The sequence below is a fragment of the Hydrogenophaga sp. ANAO-22 genome, from assembly GCF_042466645.1.
Lineage (GTDB): Bacteria > Pseudomonadota > Gammaproteobacteria > Burkholderiales > Burkholderiaceae_C > Hydrogenophaga.
This window is the reverse complement of the sequence record NZ_CP159956.1, coordinates 1,849,966-1,867,895: the sequence shown is the minus strand read 5'-3', so window position 1 is coordinate 1,867,895 and position 17,930 is coordinate 1,849,966. Positions and strand designations below refer to the sequence as shown.

Here is a 17,930-nt window from a genome sequence, read left to right as displayed (position 1 = left end):
TGTAATGACCGACACCGAGTACCAGGACCGCGCAGAAGCGCTGCTTCGGGCGATTGAACTGGCCTGCGACCGCATCAACGACGAGACCGATGCCGACGTCGACAACCAGCGGGTGGGCGGCATGATCACCCTGACCTTCGCCAACGGCAGTCAGATCATCATCAACCTGCAGAAGCCGCTGCACGAAGTGTGGATGGCTGCGCGTGCCGGTGGATTCCACTACAAGCACGACGGCCGAGCCTGGATGGACACCAAGGGGCAGGGCGAGTTCTTTGCCCACCTCTCGCGTTGCGCCTCGGAGCAGGCCGGGCAGTCGCTGGGCTTCAGTTCCTGAAGAGGTCCAGGATGCTGCGGCGCTCTTCGGTGGGCCCTGCAGGGGGCTTGATGATAGGGACGCCGTTGGCATCCAGCTCGGGTGGCGCCCCGGTGGCTCCCGGCAGGGGATCTTGCAATCCCAGGCTGTGCACACCACGTCCTGGGCCGAACTCCTCGTAGTACCACTCGCCGCCGACGTTGATCACGCCGGAGGGCGCTGTGTAAGAGGCGACGGGAACGCCCTTGAGGGCTTCCGTCATGAAGGAGATCCAGATCGGCAGGCTCAGGCCGCCGCCGGTTTCGCGGCTGCCGAGGTTGCGCGGGGAGTCGTAGCCCACCCAGGCCGCAGCCACCAGCGTGGGCTGGTAGCCGACGAACCAGGCATCCACCGAATCGTTGGTGGTGCCGGTCTTGCCGTACAGGTCGGTCCGCTTCAGGGTGGCCTGCGCCCGCGCGGCCGTGCCGGACCGGGTGATCTCCTGCAGCAGGCTGTTCATGATGAAGGCATTGCGAGGCTCGATCGCGCGTTGCTCTTCGGTGGGGCTCACTTCCGGCGCTTCGTACAGCAGCTTGCCCTTGTGGTCGCTCACCCGCAGGATGAGGGTGGGTGCAATGCGGTAGCCACCATTGGCAAACACGGCGTAGCCGGTGGCCATCTGCATCGGGGTGACCGAGCCCGCGCCCAGCGCCATCGTGAGGTAAGGGGGGTGTTTGTCGGCATCGAAGCCGAAACGCGACACCCACTGCTGCGCACTCTGCGTGCCGACCAGCTGCAGCACGCGAATGGACACCATGTTCTTCGACTTGGCCAGCGCGCGCCGCACCGACATGGGGCCTTCGAACTGACCGTCGTAGTTCTTCGGTTCCCATGGCTTGCCGCCGGTTTCACCCGCAGAGTAGAAGAGCGGCGCGTCGTTGACCACCGTCATCGGCGTCACGCCCTTTTCCAGTGCTGCGGAGTAGATGAAAGGCTTGAAGCTCGAACCGGGCTGGCGCCAGGCCTGCGTGACATGGTTGAACTTGCTCTTCTGGAAGTCGAACCCGCCGACCAGGGCAATCACCTTGCCGGAACGAGGGTCCAGCGCCACGAAGGCCGACTCGACCTCCGGCAGCTGCGTGATGCGCCAGACCTTGGGGGCTGTCTGCACGACGCGGATCACCGCGCCCGGCCGGATCTTGACGTTCGGGCCCGCTTTGTCGGACAGGCCCGATTGCACGGGCTTGAGGCCTTCACCGGTGATTTCGAACGGCTCGCCATCCTGGCGCACGGCCACCACGCGCTTGGCATTGGCCTCCAGCACGACCGCCGACAGCAAGTCATCGTTGTCCGGGCGATCCGTCAGCGCCTCGTCGATGGCGTCGTCGCGCGCCGCCTTGTCTTCCGGCAAGTCGATGAACAACTCCGGCCCCCGGTAGAACTGGCGCCGCTCGTAGTCCAGTACCCCCTGGCGCACGGCGCGGTAGGCCGCGAGTTGTTCGTTCGCCTTGATGGTGGTCGTCACGACCAAGCCTCGCGTATAGGCTTCCTCTCCATATTGAGAGACGATGGACTGGCGCACCATCTCGGCCACGAACTCGGCATGAGGCCGGTTCGAGGGGTTCAATGCCCGCAGCTTGAGCTGCTCGGCCTTCGCCACTTCGGCTTCTTCGGGGGTGATGAAGCCGTTTTCCACCATCCGGTCGATGATGTGCAGTTGGCGCGCGCGCGCGCGGCGCGGGTTCTTGACGGGGTTGTAGGCGGAAGGCGCCTGGGGCAGACCGGCGAGCATGGCCGCTTCCGCAATGGTCACATCCTTCAGGGATTTGCCAAAGTAGATCTGCGACGCGGCGGAAAAACCGTAGGCCCGCTGTCCCAGGAAGATCTGATTCATATAAATCTCGAGGATCTGCTCCTTGGTCAGCATGTGCTCCAGCTTGAACGTCAGGAGCACCTCGTAGATCTTGCGGGTGTAGCTCTTCTCGGCGGACAGGTACACGTTGCGCGCCACCTGCATGGTGATGGTGGACGCCCCCTGGCTCTTGGCCTGCCGCAGATTGGCGAGGGCTGCGCGAAGCATGCCACGGTAGTCGACGCCGTTGTGTTCGAAGAAGCGAGCGTCTTCGATGGCCAGCACCGCGTGCTTCATGACCGCGGGGATCTCATTGATGGTGAGCAGGTTGCGCCGCTCTTCACCAAACTCGCCGATCAACGAGCCATCGGACGAGATCACACGCAAAGGCAGCTTGGGTCGGTAGTCGGCCAAGCCGGCCACCTCGGGCAGATTGGGATAGGCCACCGCGAGCGCGATGCCCACGGCCATCAACACGCACGCAACACCCGCCACCGCCAGTCCGGCCAGACCCACCACCAAGCGACCGGCCCAGATGAGTGCGGTTCGCCCAGTCAATACTGATGCGTCAGAGGGGCGAGGCGAAGAAGTGTCGTTCTTGGGCATGCAGTCGTTCAGAGCCGGAGCCCGTGATTATAAAAATCGGATGGCGAGCTCAGATGGGCTCGGCAAGCATATTGTGAGTTGTTGTGTATTTCCCGGCCAAATGGCCGATGAAGCGGTAAACACCGGGTCCAGGATGCGTATGCTTTTGACAACGTTTCAGTTTGTCTCAAAGGCAAAAAATCTTTGCTGGACAAGGGGCTTACTGCTAGCATTCAAGTGAATTATTAAGTTTGGCGACGCCTGTCGCCATCATTTTTGGGGGCCACCTTGATCTCATTGGGGTCGTTATTCAGCCGGGAACCGGCGCCCTTGTTGGGCATCGATGTCAGCTCATCCAGCGTCAAATTGGTGGAGCTGAGCCGCAACCGTTCGGGCGACCTGGTGCTGGAGCGTTGCGCCATGGAGCCCCTGGAGCGAGGCTGGATCACCGACGGCAACATCGAGAAATTCGATGAGGTGGCCGAAGCGGTGCGTCGTGTCGTCCGCAAGAGCGGCAGCAAGACCAAGAATGTGGCGCTTGCCTTGCCAGCGTCGGCCGTGATCACCAAGAAGATCATTCTGCCAGGCGGCCTTTCCGACAAGGAACTTGAAGCCCAGGTCGAATCGGAAGCCAATCAATACATTCCCTTTTCGCTTGACGAGGTCAGCCTCGATTTCTGCGTCATCGGCCCGAGCGCCAATTCCGTGGGCGATGTGGAGGTGCTGATCGCCGCGTCGCGCAAGGAGAAGGTCTCGGACCGGCAGGGTCTGGCCGAGGCGGCCGGGCTCAAGCCGGTCGTGATGGACGTGGAGTCCTACGCTTCCCGGATGGCCGCAGGCCGCGTGATTGAAACCCTGCCCAACCAGGGCGTGGACTCACTGGTGGCTCTGTTCGAGGTGGGCGCATTGACCACCAGCATGCAGGTGATGCGCAACGATGACGTGCTGTACGAACGCGATCAGGCCTTTGGCGGCGCTCAGCTGACGCAACTGATCGTGCGCCAGTACGGCTTTTCGTCGGATGAAGCCGAGGCCAAGAAGCGCTCGGGTGACTTGCCCGACGACTACCGCTCCGCGGTGCTCGATCCCTTCATCGAAAGCATGGCGCAGGAAGTCGGCCGTGCCCTCCAGTTCTTTTTCACCAGCACGCCGTACAACAAGGTGGACCACATTCTCCTCGCTGGCGGCAGCGCGGCGTTGCCGGGTCTGACCGAGGCCGTGACTCACCAGACGTCGTTCGCCTGCATGGTGATCAATCCTTTTGACGCCATGGAAATGGCGGCTTCCGTTCAGGCGCGCAAGATGTCCCGCGAGGCGCCGTCGTACCTGACCTCTACCGGCCTGGCGCTGCGGAGGTTCTACCAATGATCCTCATCAACCTGTTGCCTCACCGTGAGGCGACCCGCAAGCGGCAAAAGGACCAGTTCTTCACGCAGTTGGGCTTGTCCGCGCTGTTGGGCGGGGTGATCTGCGGGGCGGTTTTTACCTGGTACCAGGGGCAGATTTCGGCGCAACAGGATCGAAATGCCTTTCTCCAGGGTGAAATCACGAAGCTGGATACCGAGATCAAGGACATCGCCAATCTGCAGCGCGAAATCGCCTCCTTGCGCGCCCGCCAGACGGCGGTGGAGAACCTGCAGGGTGACCGCAATCTGCCCGTGCACTTGCTGGATGAGCTGGTCGCGCAACTGCCCGATGGGGTCTACCTCACCAGCATGAAGCAGGAAAACCAGAGCGTGCTGCTGGTGGGCGTGGCCCAGTCGCAAGAGCGCGTCTCCGATCTGCTGCGCAACCTGTCGAACAACAGCCCCTGGTTGGTGCGACCGGATCTGGTGGAAATCGTCGCGGCTAGACCCGCGGCCGGAGGCCGAGATCAGCGCCGCGTCTCGAATTTCACCATCCGTGTTTCGCTGAAGCGTCCTTCCGCGCCTCCGGCCCCCGCCGCGCCAGCTGCGCAGCGCAAAGTCTGAACAAGGGTCCGCGCAACATGGCCAGAACGCCCAAGATCGCTGTGGATTTCAAGGGAATCCAGGACAAGCTCAAAGCCCAGTTCACCGGACTGGACCCCAACGACCCCTCGCAATGGCCGGGTCTGCCTCGCAACCTGTTGTTTGTGGCTGTGTGCGCGGCGGTGGTCGCCGCGCTGTGGTTTGCCTGGCTCAAGAACTCGGATGAAGAGTTGATTGCCGAAAAGGCGCGCGAAGTGCAATTGCGCGAAGACTATCGCAAGAAGCTCGTGCAAGCCGTCAATCTGGATGCCCTGCGCAAACAGCTTGAACAAGTGCAGCAGTACGTGACGCAGCTTGAAAAGCAGCTGCCCAGCAAGGCCGAGATGGACGCGCTGCTGTCGGACATCAACCAGGCCGGTCTGGGCCGAAGTCTGCAGTTCGAACTCTTTCGCCCGGGCCAGGTGAGTGTGAAAGAGTACTACGCGGAATTGCCGATCTCGGTGCGCGTGACTGGGACTTACCACGACATTGGATTGTTCGCGGCCGACATCGCGAACCTCTCCCGCATCGTCACCCTCAACAACTTGACCTTGACGCCTATCAGAGACCGCGAAGGGGTTCTGACGCTGGATTGCACGGCCAAGACTTTCCGTTACCTCGACCAGCAAGAGATCGCAGCGCAGCAAAAGGCTGTCGCACCAAAGGGAGCCAAGCCGTGACGCACCGCCGATGGATCCCAACGGTCGTTGCTGTGTTGCTCGCGTCGACACTGGCCGCATGTACTTCGTCCGGGCAGGATGAACTCCAGGTCTGGATGCAGACCGAGCGCAACTCGATCAAGCCCTCTGTCCAGCCCATTCCAGAGCCCACCAAGTTCGTTCCGCAGGCCTACCTGGGTGAACGCCAGATGCAGCCGTTCAGCGAAGAGAAGCTGGCGAGCGTGCTGCGCGGCAGCCAATCAGCGCCCGTGGTCAACGCGGCGCTTCTCGAGCCCGAACTGAACCGCCGCAAACAACCCCTCGAAGCCCATCCGCTGGACGCGATGGCCATGGTGGGCAGCCTCAACCGCGACGGAAAACTGGTGGCGCTGGTCAAGGTGGACAGCCTGCTGTACCAGGTCAGGCCCGGCAACTACCTGGGGCAGAACTTCGGACGCGTCACGCGCATCACCGAGACCGAGGTGGTGATGCGCGAGATCGTGCAGGATTCGGCGGGGGAATGGATCGAGCGCGCTGCGGCGCTGCAATTACAAGAGGGTGCTTCTAAATGAACAAGCCAAACAGGGCAACGGGATTCGCAGCATTGGGGCGAGGAGTGCTCAGGGGGGCCGTGCTCGCCTGTATGACGTTGACCACCGTGTGGGCGCAGGCTCAAAACGCGATCCAATCGATCACGGGGGGCATTCAAGGGGGCGTGGAGGTCATCCGCATCAACACCACCCAGCCTTTGGCGGCCTTGCCCACGGGGTTCACCATTCAGGCGCCCGCGCGCATCGCTCTGGACTTCCCCGGCGTGGCCAACGCCATCGGGCGCAATGCGGTGGACATCAATGAAGGCAACCTTCGCTCGGCCAACGTGGTGCAGGCGGGTGATCGCACCCGCGTGGTCATCAACCTGAAGCAGTCGGCCGCCTATGAGGCCAGGATTGAAGGCAAGACCCTGCTGGTGGTGTTGGAGCGTGCTCAACCGGTGACTGCCGCGACGGCGCCACCTTCGGCCTTTGCCGAAAACCGCAACCGCGACGTGGCCGCCTTGCGGGACATCGACTTCCGCCGTGGTGTTGGCAATGCGGGCCGTGTGGTGGTCGAACTGGCCAACAACCAGGTTGGTGTGGACATTCGCCAGCAGGGACAGAACCTGGTCGTCGAATTTCTCAAGACCTCGCTGCCCGAAGGCTTGCGCCGCCGCCTGGACGTCAGCGATTTCGGCACACCGATTCAAAGCGTGACCACCTCGCAGGCGGGTGACCGCGTGCGCATGGTGGTGACCCCGACGGGCAACTGGGAGCATTCGGCGTACCAGAGCGACAACCAGTTCGTGCTGGAAGTGCGTGAACAGAAGATCGATTCTTCCAAGCTGACACAGGGCCCGGGTTACAACGGCGAGAAGCTGTCGCTCAACTTCCAGAACATCGAGGTTCGTTCGCTGCTGCAAGTCATCGCGGACTTCACCAACTTCAACATCGTGACCTCCGATTCGGTCACCGGCGCGGTCACGCTGCGACTCAAGGACGTGCCTTGGGATCAGGCGCTGGACATCATCCTGCAGGCCAAAGGTCTGGGCATGCGCAAGTCCGGCAATGTGCTGTGGATCGCGCCCAAGGATGAGATCGCGGCCCGCGAGAAGCAGGAGCTGGAGTCCAAGGTGTCGATCGAAAGCCTGGAGACCCTGAGGACGCAAGGCTTCCAGATGAACTACGCCAAGGCGGCCGACATCGCCGCGCAACTCACGGCGGGTGGCAGCAGCGCTTCCTCCGGGAGCGGGGCGGCCGGCGCGCGCATCCTGTCCGATCGCGGCAGTGTGATTTCCGAGCCCCGGACCAACCAGCTCTTCGTGACCGACATCGCGTCGCGCCTTGAGCAGGTGCAGGAGCTGATCCGCAAGCTCGACATCCCGATCCGTCAGGTGATGATCGAGGCGCGCATCGTGGAAGCCGATGACACTTTTGGCAAATCCCTGGGCGTGCGGCTGGGTGGCGGTGTTCGCGGCTTTGGTGTGGGCTCGGCCAACGGCAGCCCGATTCAGGGCAACTTCGGTTCGAACTACGGCGCCGCGTCGTCGCTCGGGGGCCCTACGCTGACGTCGGCGCCCTTCGTCAACCTGCCCGCCAATCCCAGCAACGCGCAGGCGGCCTCTTTTGCGCTGTCGTTGTTCAACCCGAGTGCGTCCCGCTTCCTGAGCCTTGAAATTTCGGCGCTCGAATCGGATGGCAAGGGTCGCATCGTGTCGAGCCCGCGTGTGGTCACCGCCGATCAGGTCAAGGCCTTGATCGAACAGGGCACGGAATTCCCCTACCAGACGGCAACCTCCAGCGGTGCCACGGCGATTGCGTTCCGCAAGGCCAACTTGAAGCTGGAAGTGACGCCGCAGATCACGCCCGAGGGCAACATCATTCTCGACCTCGACATCAACAAGGACAGCCGTGGTGAGTCGACGCCGGACGGTATCGCGATCAACACCAAACACGTGCAGACGCAGGTGCTGGTGGAGAACGGCGGAACGGTGGTGATCGGTGGCATCTTCGAGCAGACCGAACGCGATGAAGTCAACAAGGTGCCCCTGCTGGGCGACTTGCCCGCCGTGGGCAACCTGTTCAAGTCGCGCAACCGCGTCGCGAACAAGTCCGAACTCCTGATCTTCATCACACCACGTGTATTGGGGCGCGCGGCAATCAATTGAGCGTTTCATCGAGCTATCTGATCGGCTTGCCGGGATCCGGCAAGTCGACGGTCGGGCGGCAACTGGCCCGACGCCTCGCTCTCCCCTTCTTCGATTCCGACCACGTGATCGAGCAGCGTCTGGGTTGTTCGATCCGGGAGTTTTTCGAACGGGAGGGCGAAGCGCGTTTTCGCGACCTCGAAGCCTCTGTCATCGATGAGTTGACGCAAGGACCGGTCGCTGTCGTGTCGACCGGCGGTGGGTCGGTCTTGCGGCCCGAAAACCGCGAGCACCTGCACGAGCGTGGCAAGGTCTTCTACCTGAAATCCACACCGGAAGAGGTGTACCGCCGACTGCGGTACGACCGCAACCGGCCCTTGCTGCAGGTGGAAGACCCGTTGCAGCGCATTCGCGACCTGTTCGACGTGCGCGATCCCCTCTACCGTCAGACCGCGCATTTCGTCATCGAGACCGGTCGCCCTTCGGTGGCCACGCTGGTCAACATGATCGTGATGCAGCTGGAGCTCGATGGGTCGGTGGCGCCCGCTTCCACGCCCCCACCAGTCCCCGGCGCGCCTTAGCGCTTTCCAGACCTTCGGGACGGACACCGAATAAACTCGGTGTCCATGACTTCAACGCACACGGCCCCGCGCACCCAACGGGTGGACATCGATCTCGGCGATCGCAGCTATGGCATCGTCATTGGTGCCGGCCTGCTGGACGCGCCCGAGAGCTATGCCGATCTTCCCAGTGCCGCCAGCGCCATGATCGTCACGAACCAGACGGTGGGGCCTTTGTACCGGGACCGCCTGGCCGACTCTCTGGCGCCGCGCTACAAGGCGATTCACACCGTGGTGCTGCCCGATGGCGAGGCGTACAAGACCTGGGAATCGCTCAACCTCATTTTTGACGCCTTGTTGTCCAACGGTTGCGACCGCAAGACCGTGCTCTTTGCGCTGGGCGGTGGTGTGGTCGGCGACATGACGGGATTCGCTGCCGCGAGCTACATGCGTGGCGTCCCGTTCGTGCAGGTGCCAACCACCTTGCTCGCGCAGGTGGATTCGTCCGTGGGGGCAAGACGGCCATCAACCACCCCTTGGGCAAAAACATGATCGGGGCCTTTTACCAGCCTCAGCGTGTGCTGTGCGACCTCGACGTGCTCAAGACCTTGCCCGAGCGGGAGCTCAGCGCGGGGTTGGCCGAGGTCATCAAGTACGGACCGATCGCCGACATGGCTTTCCAGGATTGGATCGAAAGCAACATGGACGCTCTCATGGCGCGCGACGCCGACGCGCTTGCTTTCGCCGTGCGCCGCAGTTGCGAGATCAAGGCCTGGGTGGTGGGCCAGGACGAACGCGAGTCGGGCATGCGCGCGATTCTGAATTTTGGCCACACCTTCGGGCACGCCATCGAAGCGGGCATGGGTTATGGGGCTTGGTTGCATGGCGAAGCGGTGGGTTGCGGCATGGTCATGGCCGTGCGCCTGTCGGCGGCCCTGGGTCTGGTGGACGCCGCTTTTGTCGAGCGCCTGACCGCATTGGTGCGGCGCGCGGGCTTGCCCACGGTGGCGCCGGTGCTGGACGCCCAGGACAATGTGGGCCGTTATCTGGAGCTGATGCGGGTGGACAAGAAGTCCGAAGGTGGGGCCATCAAGTTCGTGGTGATCGATGCCCCGGGCCACGCCAGCATGCGCAGCGCCCCCGACGCGGTGGTGGCTCAGGTGATCGAAGCCAGTTGCCGGGCCTGATGGCCGTGCCGACCACCCCCTTGCCCACCGGGCTGGCGGATTTCGCCAGCGATCCGGCGCTCAGTCGGGGACGTCGCCATCCTGAGCCCGAAGCGCCGACCCGCACCGCGTTCCAACGCGACCGAGACCGTGTGATCCATTCGACCGCGTTCAGGCGGCTGGTCTACAAGACCCAGGTGTTCCTGAACCACGAAGGCGACCTGTTCCGCACGCGCCTGACCCATTCGCTGGAGGTCGCTCAGCTGGGTCGGAGCATCGCGCGCTCGCTGCGCCTCAACGAAGACCTTGTCGAGGCCATTGCCCTGGCCCACGATCTGGGCCACACGCCCTTTGGCCATGCCGGGCAGGATGCCCTCGCCGCGTGCCTCAAGGCCGCGTCCGTGCAAGCTGTGCCCGGTGATACCGACAGCTGGGGGTTCGAACACAACCTCCAGAGTCTGCGCGTGGTCGATGAACTGGAAGAGCGCTACCCCGCCTTCGACGGTTTGAACCTTTGCTTCGAGACCCGCGAAGGCATTCTCAAACACTGCTCCCGGGCCAATGCCCAGCGGCTGGAGCAACAGGAGCCGGGCGGCGTGGCATCGCGGTTCCTGCAGGGGGGATCGCCCTCGCTGGAGGCGCAGTTGTGCAACCTGGCCGACGAGATCGCCTACAACGCGCACGACATCGACGACGGTGTGCGCTCGGGCTTGTTGACCCTGGACCAGATGGCCGGCGTGGAGCTGTTCGAGCACTACCGCCGCACGGCCTTGAAGGCGCATCCGCAGCTGCAGGGGCGCCGCCTGTTGTTCGAGTCCATCCGTCTCATGCTCAGCGACCAGGTCTATGACGTGATCGACACCACGCGCGCGCGGCTCTCGACAGCGCAGGTTCACAGCGTGGACGCGGTGCGCGCGGGTCCGCCGCTGGTGGCTTTCTCCGACGGCATGAGGGAACGCTCGCAAGTGTTGAAAAGTTTCCTGTTTCGCAATCTCTACCGCCATCCGCAGGTGATGGAGACCACCGATCGCGCTCGCCGCGTGGTCAGTGACTTGTTCGATCGCTACATGAACGCGCCTGGCGAATTGCCCGAGGCGCATGGGCGCAAACAACACCTGGCCAGGGCGGTGGCCGACTACATCGCTGGCATGACAGACCGGTTTGCCATCCGTGAGCACGAGCGCCTTTGTGGCGCCGTGCTGTTCCCATGACGGCGTCTCCCGGCCTCGCTTCCCGGCCGTTGGCGGCCCTGGTGGTCGCCGTGGGCGTCACCTGCGCCTTGCACGTGGGCAAACTGCCGGTGGCCATTCCGGTGTTGCGCGAGAGCCTGGGATTGAGCCTGGTGCAAGCCGGGTTCCTGCTGTCGCTGGTGCAGCTGGCGGGCATGACGCTGGGCCTGGTGGTGGGGCTGATGGCGGATCGGCTGGGTCCTCGCCGCGTCATGCTGGCCGGCTTGCTGTTGCTGGCCACGGGGAGTGCGCTGGGTGCGCTGGCCCCCAACGTCCATGTGTTGCTGGCCACGCGGGTGATCGAGGGCATGGGCTTCCTCTCGGCCGTGTTGCCGGCGCCGGGCCTGCTGCGGCAGCGTGTGCACCATGCGCCCACGCTGTCCCGCTCGCTCGGCTGGTGGGGTGCGTACATGCCCCTGGGCACTTCGCTGGCCCTGCTGCTCGGCGTGCCCTTGCTCTCCGCCGTCGGTTGGCGCTGGGCCTGGTTGTTGTTGGCGTTGCTTTCCCTGTTGGCGGCGGTCGGACTGGCGAAATGGGTGACCCCGGACGCACAAGCGCAGTCCGCATCCAGCGCCACGGCCCTGGGCCCACGGCTTCGACGGACCCTGCGGGCGCCCGGCCCCTGGCTGATGGCGCTGGCCTTCTTCCTGTATTCGGGCCAATGGCTGGCCGTGGTCGGTTTCCTGCCGACGATCTACCACCAGGCCGGGTACACCGGCGCCACGGTGGCCGTGCTCAGCGCCCTGGCCGCGGGCATCAACATGGTCGGCAACATTGGCGGGGGCTGGTGGCTCGCCAGGGGCGCGCGCCCAGGTGTGGTGCTGGCGCTGGCCTATGTCGCGATGGGTGTGGGGGCCTGGGTGGCCTTTGGCGCCGAGGGCCACCCGGTGGCGCAGTACCTCGCGGTGTTGGTCTTCTCCGGGGTGGGTGGGCTGATTCCCGGGACGCTGTTTGGCTTGGCGGTCAAACTCGCTCCCGACAACGAGACGGTGTCCACCACGGTGGGCTGGATGCAGCAGTTCTCTGCCATGGGTCAATTTCTCGGGCCGCCGCTGGTGGCCTGGGTGGCCACCCTGGTCGGTGGCTGGCAATGGACCTGGACCGTGACAGGCGCTTCCTCCTTGCTCGGTGTGCTGCTGGCGGGGCGGCTGCAGGCCGCGTGGCGCGCCCGACCATAATCGGGGTCGGATTCCCTTCGGAGCCGCTTCGCGGCGACGCCCACCTGACCGCACCATGGCCCGCCTTCCCCGCCTGACCGTCGCCGGTTACCCGCACCATGTGATCCAGCGCGGCAACAACCGCCAGGACATCGTGCGCAGCGACGCCGACCGCGAGTTCCTGCTGGAGCTGCTGGGCGACAACGCGCGCAAGCACCAGGTGGCACTCAACGCCTATGTGCTGATGGACAACCATTTCCATCTGCTGCTCACGCCCGAAACGGCGGAGGGTGTTCCGCTCCTGATGCAGGCGGTGGGGCGGCGCTACGTGCGTTACTTCAACGACCTGCACCACCGCACTGGCACGTTGTGGGAAGGGCGCTACAAATCCACGCTGGTTCAGACCGAACGCTACCTGCTGGCTTGCATGGTCTATCTGGACTTGAACCCCGTGCGCGCTGGCCTGGTGGTGGACCCGAAAAACCATCCCTGGTCAAGCCATCGCCACTACATCGGGCAGACGCCGGACCGGCGGATCACACCGCCCGCCGTGTATTGGGGGCTGGGCAACACCCCCTTCGCCCGCGAAGCGGCGTACACCGAGTTGGTGCATGCGGGGCAATCGGTGGCCCAGCAGGGCGCCATCACCGACGCCACGCTGCACGGCTGGGCGCTCGGGGATGCGGACTTTGCCGCGGAGTTGCAAAAACGCACCCCGCGCCGGATTGCGCGCGGCCGCCCGGGCCGTCCCGCGTCCACCTCCTCCAAGGAAACCTGACGCAAGGCTCCGGAGGCCTGAACGGCGTCATCAAAGTGTTTTTAATCTGTCCCCAATAAAACGTCGATCAAATTTGTCGGGATTTAAATGGAATCTGACCCCATTTAATCTGCTTGGCATTGTTGTTGCAATGCAATAAGCTCGCAGTCCCGTTTTTGCATTCACGCCCACGAACCGAGAAGGAAGCGCCATGACCACGGCAGCCGAACAACAGCACCTCCAGCAACACGGTCTGTACGACCCTTCCCACGAGCACGACGCTTGCGGTGTGGGTTTCGTGGCCCACATCAAGGGCGAGAAGAGCCACGCCATCGTGAAGCAGGGTCTGAAGATCCTGGAGAACCTGGATCACCGGGGTGCGGTCGGCGCCGACAAGCTCATGGGCGACGGGGCAGGGCTGTTGATCCAGCTGCCCGACGCGCTGTACCGCGAGGAGATGGCGGCCCAGGGCGTGGTGCTGCCGCCGGCGGGGGAGTACGGCGTGGGCATGATCTTCATGCCCAAGGAGCACGCCAGCCGCCTGGCTTGCGAGCAGGAGATGGAGCGTGCGATCGCCGCCGAAGGCCAGGTGCTGCTGGGTTGGCGCGACGTGCCGGTCAACCGCGACATGCCCATGTCGCCCACGGTGCGCGAGAAGGAGCCGATCATCCGCCAGGTCTTCATCGGCCGCGGCAACGACGTGATCGTGCAGGACGCGCTGGAGCGCAAGCTGTACGTGATCCGCAAGACGGCCAGCGCCAACATCCAGCGCCTCAAGCTGACCCACAGCAAAGAGTATTACGTGGTCAGCATGAGCAGCCGCACGGTGGTCTACAAGGGCCTGCTGCTGGCCGATCAGGTGGGCACCTACTTCCGTGATCTGGAAGACGAACGCTGCGTTTCGGCCCTGGGTCTGGTGCACCAGCGTTTCTCGACCAACACCTTCCCCGAATGGCCGCTCGCCCACCCGTACCGCTATGTCGCGCACAACGGCGAGATCAACACCGTCAAGGGCAACTACAACTGGATGAAGGCGCGCGAGGGTGTGATGTCCTCGCCGGTGCTGGGGGCCGACCTGCAGAAGCTGTACCCGATCAGCTTCGCCAGCCAGTCCGACACCGCCACCTTCGACAACTGCCTCGAGCTGCTCACCATGGCGGGTTACCCGCTGGCCCAGGCCGTGATGATGATGATTCCCGAGCCCTGGGAGCAGCACACCACCATGGACGGCCGCCGCAAGGCCTTCTACGAGTACCACGCCGCGATGATGGAGCCCTGGGACGGCCCGGCCTCCATCGTGTTCACCGACGGCCGCCAGATCGGCGCCACGCTGGACCGCAACGGCCTGCGCCCGTCGCGCTACTGCATCACCGACGACGACTTCGTGATCATGGGCTCCGAGTCGGGCGTGCTGCCCGTGCCGGAAAACAAGATCGTGCGCAAGTGGCGACTGCAGCCCGGCAAGATGTTCCTGATCGACCTGGAACAGGGCCGCATGATCGATGACGAGGAGCTCAAGGCCAACCTCGCCAACAGCAAGCCCTACAAGCAGTGGATCGACAACCTGCGCATCCGCCTCGATGACGTGGAAACGCCGGTGGCCGGCGAGTCCGCGCAAGAGCAGCGCATCACCGCCACCGAGCCGCAGTCCGCGGGTGTCGAGCGCGTGGCGCCCGAGCTGCTGGACCGCCAGCAGGCCTTCGGCTACACGCAGGAAGACATCAAGTTCCTGATGAGCCCGATGGCCGCCAACGGCGAAGAGGGCATCGGCTCCATGGGCAACGACAGCCCGCTGGCCGTGCTCTCCGACAAGAACAAGCCGCTCTACAACTACTTCAAGCAGTTGTTCGCGCAGGTGACCAACCCGCCGATCGACCCGATCCGCGAAGCGATCGTGATGTCGCTGGTGTCCTTCATCGGCCCCAAGCCCAACCTGCTGGACATCAACCAGGTCAACCCGCCGATGCGCCTCGAGGTGAGCCAGCCGGTGCTCGACTTCGCCGACATGGCCAAGCTGCGCGACATCGATGCCGTGACGCAGGGCAAGTTCCGCAGCCACACGCTGGACATCACCTACCCCGCGGCCTGGGGCCGCGAAGGCGTGGAAGCCAAGCTGGCCTCGCTGTGCGCGAGCGCGGTGGACGCGATCAAGGGTGGCAAGAACATCCTGATCATCAGCGACCGCGCCGTCAGCGCCACGCAGATCGCCATTCCCGCGCTGCTGGCACTGTCCGCGATCCACCAGCACCTGGTGCGTGAAGGCCTGCGCACCACCGCCGGCCTGGTGGTCGAAACCGGCACGGCGCGCGAAGTGCACCACTTCGCCGTGCTCGCCGGCTACGGCGCCGAGGCCGTGCACCCTTACCTGGCCATGGAAACCCTGGCCGCGATCAGCCAGGGCCTGCCGGGCGACCTGAGCGCCGAGAAGGCGATCTACAACTACGTCAAGGCGATCGGCAAGGGCCTGTCCAAGATCATGTCCAAGATGGGCGTGTCGACCTACATGTCCTACTGTGGCGCGCAGCTGTTCGAGGCGATCGGCCTCAACAGCGAGACCGTGGACAAGTATTTCACCGGCACCGCCAGCCGCGTGGGTGGCATCGGCGTGTTCGAGATCGCCGAAGAAGGCATTCGCATGCACAAGGCCGCCTTCGGCGACGACCCGGTGCTGGCCACGATGCTGGAGACCGGCGGCGAATACGCCTGGCGCGCCCGGGGCGAAGAGCACATGTGGACCCCCGACGCCATCGCCAAGCTGCAGCACAGCACGCGAGCGAACAACTGGAACACGTACAAGGAGTACGCGCAGCTCATCAACGACCAGAGCCGTCGCCACATGACGCTGCGCGGCCTGTTCGAGTTCAAGATCAACCCCAGCACCGCGATCTCGATCGACGAGGTCGAGCCGGCGGCGGAGATCGTCAAGCGCTTCGCCACCGGCGCCATGTCGCTGGGCTCCATCTCGACCGAGGCCCACGCGACGCTGGCCGTGGCCATGAACCGCATCGGCGGCAAGAGCAACACCGGTGAAGGTGGCGAGGACGCCCTGCGTTACCGCAACGAGCTCAAGGGCATCCCGATCAAGCAGGGCCAGACCATGTCGGACCTGCTGGGCAAGGACACCTTCGAGGTGGACTACGAGCTGCAGGCGGGCGACTCCATGCGCTCCAAGATCAAGCAGGTGGCCTCGGGCCGCTTCGGCGTCACGGCCGAGTACCTCAACAGCGCCGATCAGATCCAGATCAAGATGGCGCAGGGCGCCAAGCCCGGCGAGGGCGGCCAGCTGCCCGGTGGCAAGGTGAGCGACTACATCGGCAAGCTGCGCCACAGCGTGCCGGGCGTGGGCCTGATTTCGCCGCCGCCGCACCACGACATCTACTCCATCGAGGACCTGGCGCAGCTGATCCACGACCTGAAGAACGTCGCGCCGCACTCCAGCATCAGCGTCAAGCTGGTGTCCGAGATCGGCGTGGGCACCATCGCCGCGGGCGTGGCCAAGTGCAAGGCCGACCACGTGGTGATCGCGGGCCACGACGGCGGCACGGGCGCCTCGCCCTGGTCGTCCATCAAGCACGCTGGCAGCCCCTGGGAAATCGGTCTGGCCGAAACGCAGCAGACGCTGGTGCTCAACCGCCTGCGCAGCCGCATCCGCGTGCAGGCCGACGGCCAGATGAAAACCGGCCGCGACGTGGTGATCGGTGCCCTGCTCGGCGCCGACGAATTCGGCTTCGCCACCGCGCCGCTGGTGGTCGAGGGCTGCATCATGATGCGCAAGTGCCACCTCAACACCTGCCCGGTGGGCGTGGCCACGCAGGACCCGGTGCTGCGCAAGAAGTTCAGCGGCAAGCCCGAGCACGTGGTGAACTACTTCTTCTTCATCGCGGAAGAGGCGCGCCAGATCATGGCGCAGCTGGGCATCCGCAAGTTCGACGATCTGATCGGCCGCGCCGACCTGCTGGACATGAAGCAGGGCATCGAACACTGGAAGGCGCGGGGCCTGGACTTCGGCCGCCTGCTGGCGCAGCCGATCGTGCCGGCCGACGTGCCGCGTTTCCACACCCAGCAGCAGGAGCACGGGCTGGAGAAGTCGCTCGACAACATCCTGATCCAGAAGTCGCGCGCGGCGATCGACAAGGGCGAGCGCGTGCAGTTCATCGAGGTGGCGCGCAACGTCAACCGCTCGGTGGGCGCGATGCTCTCGGGCGCCGTGACGAAGGTGCACCCCGAAGGCCTGCCGGACGACACCATCCGCATCCAGCTCGAAGGCACGGGCGGCCAGTCGTTCGGCGCCTTCCTCACGCGCGGCATCACGCTGTACCTGATCGGCGACGCCAACGACTACACCGGCAAGGGCCTCTCCGGCGGCCGCGTGGTGGTGCGTCCCAGCATCGACTTCCGCGGCGAAGCCATGCGCAACATCATCGTGGGCAACACCGTGATGTACGGCGCCACCACCGGTGAAGCCTTCTTCAGCGGCGTGGCCGGCGAGCGGTTCGCGGTGCGCCTGTCGGGCGCCACCGCGGTGGTGGAAGGCACGGGCGACCACGGTTGTGAATACATGACCGGCGGCACCGTGGTGGTGCTGGGCAAGACCGGCCGCAACTTCGCCGCCGGCATGAGCGGCGGCATTGCCTACGTGTACGACGAGGACGGCGACTTCGCCAAGCGCTGCAACACGGCCATGGTCAGCCTGGAAAAGGTGCTGTCCGCCACCGAGCAGGAAGCCACGCTGGACCGCGCCATCTGGCACCGCGACCTGAGCGACGAAGCGCAGCTCAAGAAGCTGCTGGAGGAGCACAACCGCTGGACCGGCAGCAAACGCGCGCGCGAACTGCTCGACACCTGGGCGCAGTCGCGCGGCAAGTTCGTGAAGGTGTTCCCGAACGAATACAAGCGCGCCCTGGGCGAGATCCACGCCCGCAAGGCCGCCGCCGTCGTCACCACCAAGGCCCAGACCACGGCGAAAACAGCCACGGCGCCCGCCAAGTAAGCCCGCCGCACGCAC

Annotated in this window: 12 protein-coding genes and 1 pseudogene; 12 read left to right on the top strand and 1 reads right to left on the bottom strand. The window is 64.6% G+C overall.

Annotated elements, in window-relative coordinates; translation table 11 throughout:
• Nucleotides 1-4: 4 nt before the first annotated feature.
• Nucleotides 5-334, top strand: a complete 330-nt coding sequence (gene cyaY, locus ABSY19_RS08835; protein WP_291113827.1) for an iron donor protein CyaY — start codon at nucleotides 5-7, stop codon at nucleotides 332-334.
• On the opposite strand, the gene ABSY19_RS08830 is transcribed toward cyaY, so the two are convergent.
• On the bottom strand, nucleotides 324-2,750 hold the full coding sequence (locus ABSY19_RS08830) for a penicillin-binding protein 1A (protein ID WP_382161463.1): 2,427 nt from the start codon (nucleotides 2,748-2,750) through the stop codon (nucleotides 324-326). The genes cyaY and ABSY19_RS08830 overlap by 11 nt on opposite strands.
• 267 nt (nucleotides 2,751-3,017) lie before the next feature.
• On the opposite strand from ABSY19_RS08830, the gene ABSY19_RS08825 reads away from it, so the two are divergent.
• The 11 genes and pseudogenes from ABSY19_RS08825 to ABSY19_RS08775 all read left to right on the top strand — a co-directional run bounded on the left by ABSY19_RS08825 (nucleotide 3,018) and on the right by ABSY19_RS08775 (nucleotide 17,915).
• Nucleotides 3,018-4,097, top strand: coding sequence for a pilus assembly protein PilM (locus ABSY19_RS08825; protein ID WP_291113824.1), 1,080 nt, complete (start codon nucleotides 3,018-3,020; stop codon nucleotides 4,095-4,097).
• Entirely contained in the window at nucleotides 4,094-4,699 is a 606-nt protein-coding gene (locus ABSY19_RS08820; RefSeq protein ID WP_382161461.1) for a PilN domain-containing protein, read from the top strand. Before ABSY19_RS08825 ends, ABSY19_RS08820 begins: the two co-directional genes overlap by 4 nt.
• 17 nt (nucleotides 4,700-4,716) lie before the next feature.
• The gene (locus ABSY19_RS08815) at nucleotides 4,717-5,397 is read left to right on the top strand and encodes a type 4a pilus biogenesis protein PilO (protein ID WP_382161458.1); all 681 of its coding nucleotides are present in this window, start codon (nucleotides 4,717-4,719) and stop codon (nucleotides 5,395-5,397) included.
• Entirely contained in the window at nucleotides 5,394-5,948 is a 555-nt protein-coding gene (locus ABSY19_RS08810; RefSeq protein ID WP_382161455.1) for a pilus assembly protein PilP, read from the top strand. The genes ABSY19_RS08815 and ABSY19_RS08810 overlap by 4 nt, the downstream gene beginning before the upstream one ends.
• Nucleotides 5,945-8,077, top strand: coding sequence for a type IV pilus secretin PilQ (pilQ, locus tag ABSY19_RS08805; protein ID WP_382161452.1), 2,133 nt, complete (start codon nucleotides 5,945-5,947; stop codon nucleotides 8,075-8,077). The genes ABSY19_RS08810 and pilQ overlap by 4 nt, the downstream gene beginning before the upstream one ends.
• Nucleotides 8,074-8,637 carry a shikimate kinase gene (locus ABSY19_RS08800; RefSeq protein ID WP_382161449.1) on the top strand — a complete coding sequence of 188 codons (564 nt, stop codon included), beginning with the start codon at nucleotides 8,074-8,076 and terminating at the stop codon, nucleotides 8,635-8,637. The genes pilQ and ABSY19_RS08800 overlap by 4 nt, the downstream gene beginning before the upstream one ends.
• Before the next feature lie 45 nt (nucleotides 8,638-8,682).
• Nucleotides 8,683-9,803, top strand: a pseudogene (gene aroB / locus ABSY19_RS08795) (3-dehydroquinate synthase).
• Nucleotides 9,803-10,993: a deoxyguanosinetriphosphate triphosphohydrolase gene (locus ABSY19_RS08790; RefSeq protein WP_382161446.1), complete on the top strand. Its 1,191-nt coding sequence runs from the start codon at nucleotides 9,803-9,805 to the stop codon at nucleotides 10,991-10,993. The pseudogene aroB and the gene ABSY19_RS08790 overlap by 1 nt, the downstream one beginning before the upstream one ends.
• Nucleotides 10,990-12,189 (top strand): CynX/NimT family MFS transporter, encoded by a 1,200-nt coding sequence (locus tag ABSY19_RS08785; protein WP_382161444.1) that lies wholly within the window; start codon nucleotides 10,990-10,992, stop codon nucleotides 12,187-12,189. The genes ABSY19_RS08790 and ABSY19_RS08785 overlap by 4 nt, the downstream gene beginning before the upstream one ends.
• A 55-nt stretch (nucleotides 12,190-12,244) precedes the next feature.
• The gene (locus tag ABSY19_RS08780; protein WP_382161441.1) at nucleotides 12,245-12,946 is read left to right on the top strand and encodes a transposase; all 702 of its coding nucleotides are present in this window, start codon (nucleotides 12,245-12,247) and stop codon (nucleotides 12,944-12,946) included.
• Nucleotides 12,947-13,136: 190 nt separating this feature from the next.
• Complete coding sequence (locus ABSY19_RS08775; RefSeq protein ID WP_382161439.1) at nucleotides 13,137-17,915, top strand: glutamate synthase-related protein; 4,779 nt, start codon at nucleotides 13,137-13,139, stop codon at nucleotides 17,913-17,915.
• Nucleotides 17,916-17,930 lie beyond the last annotated feature (15 nt).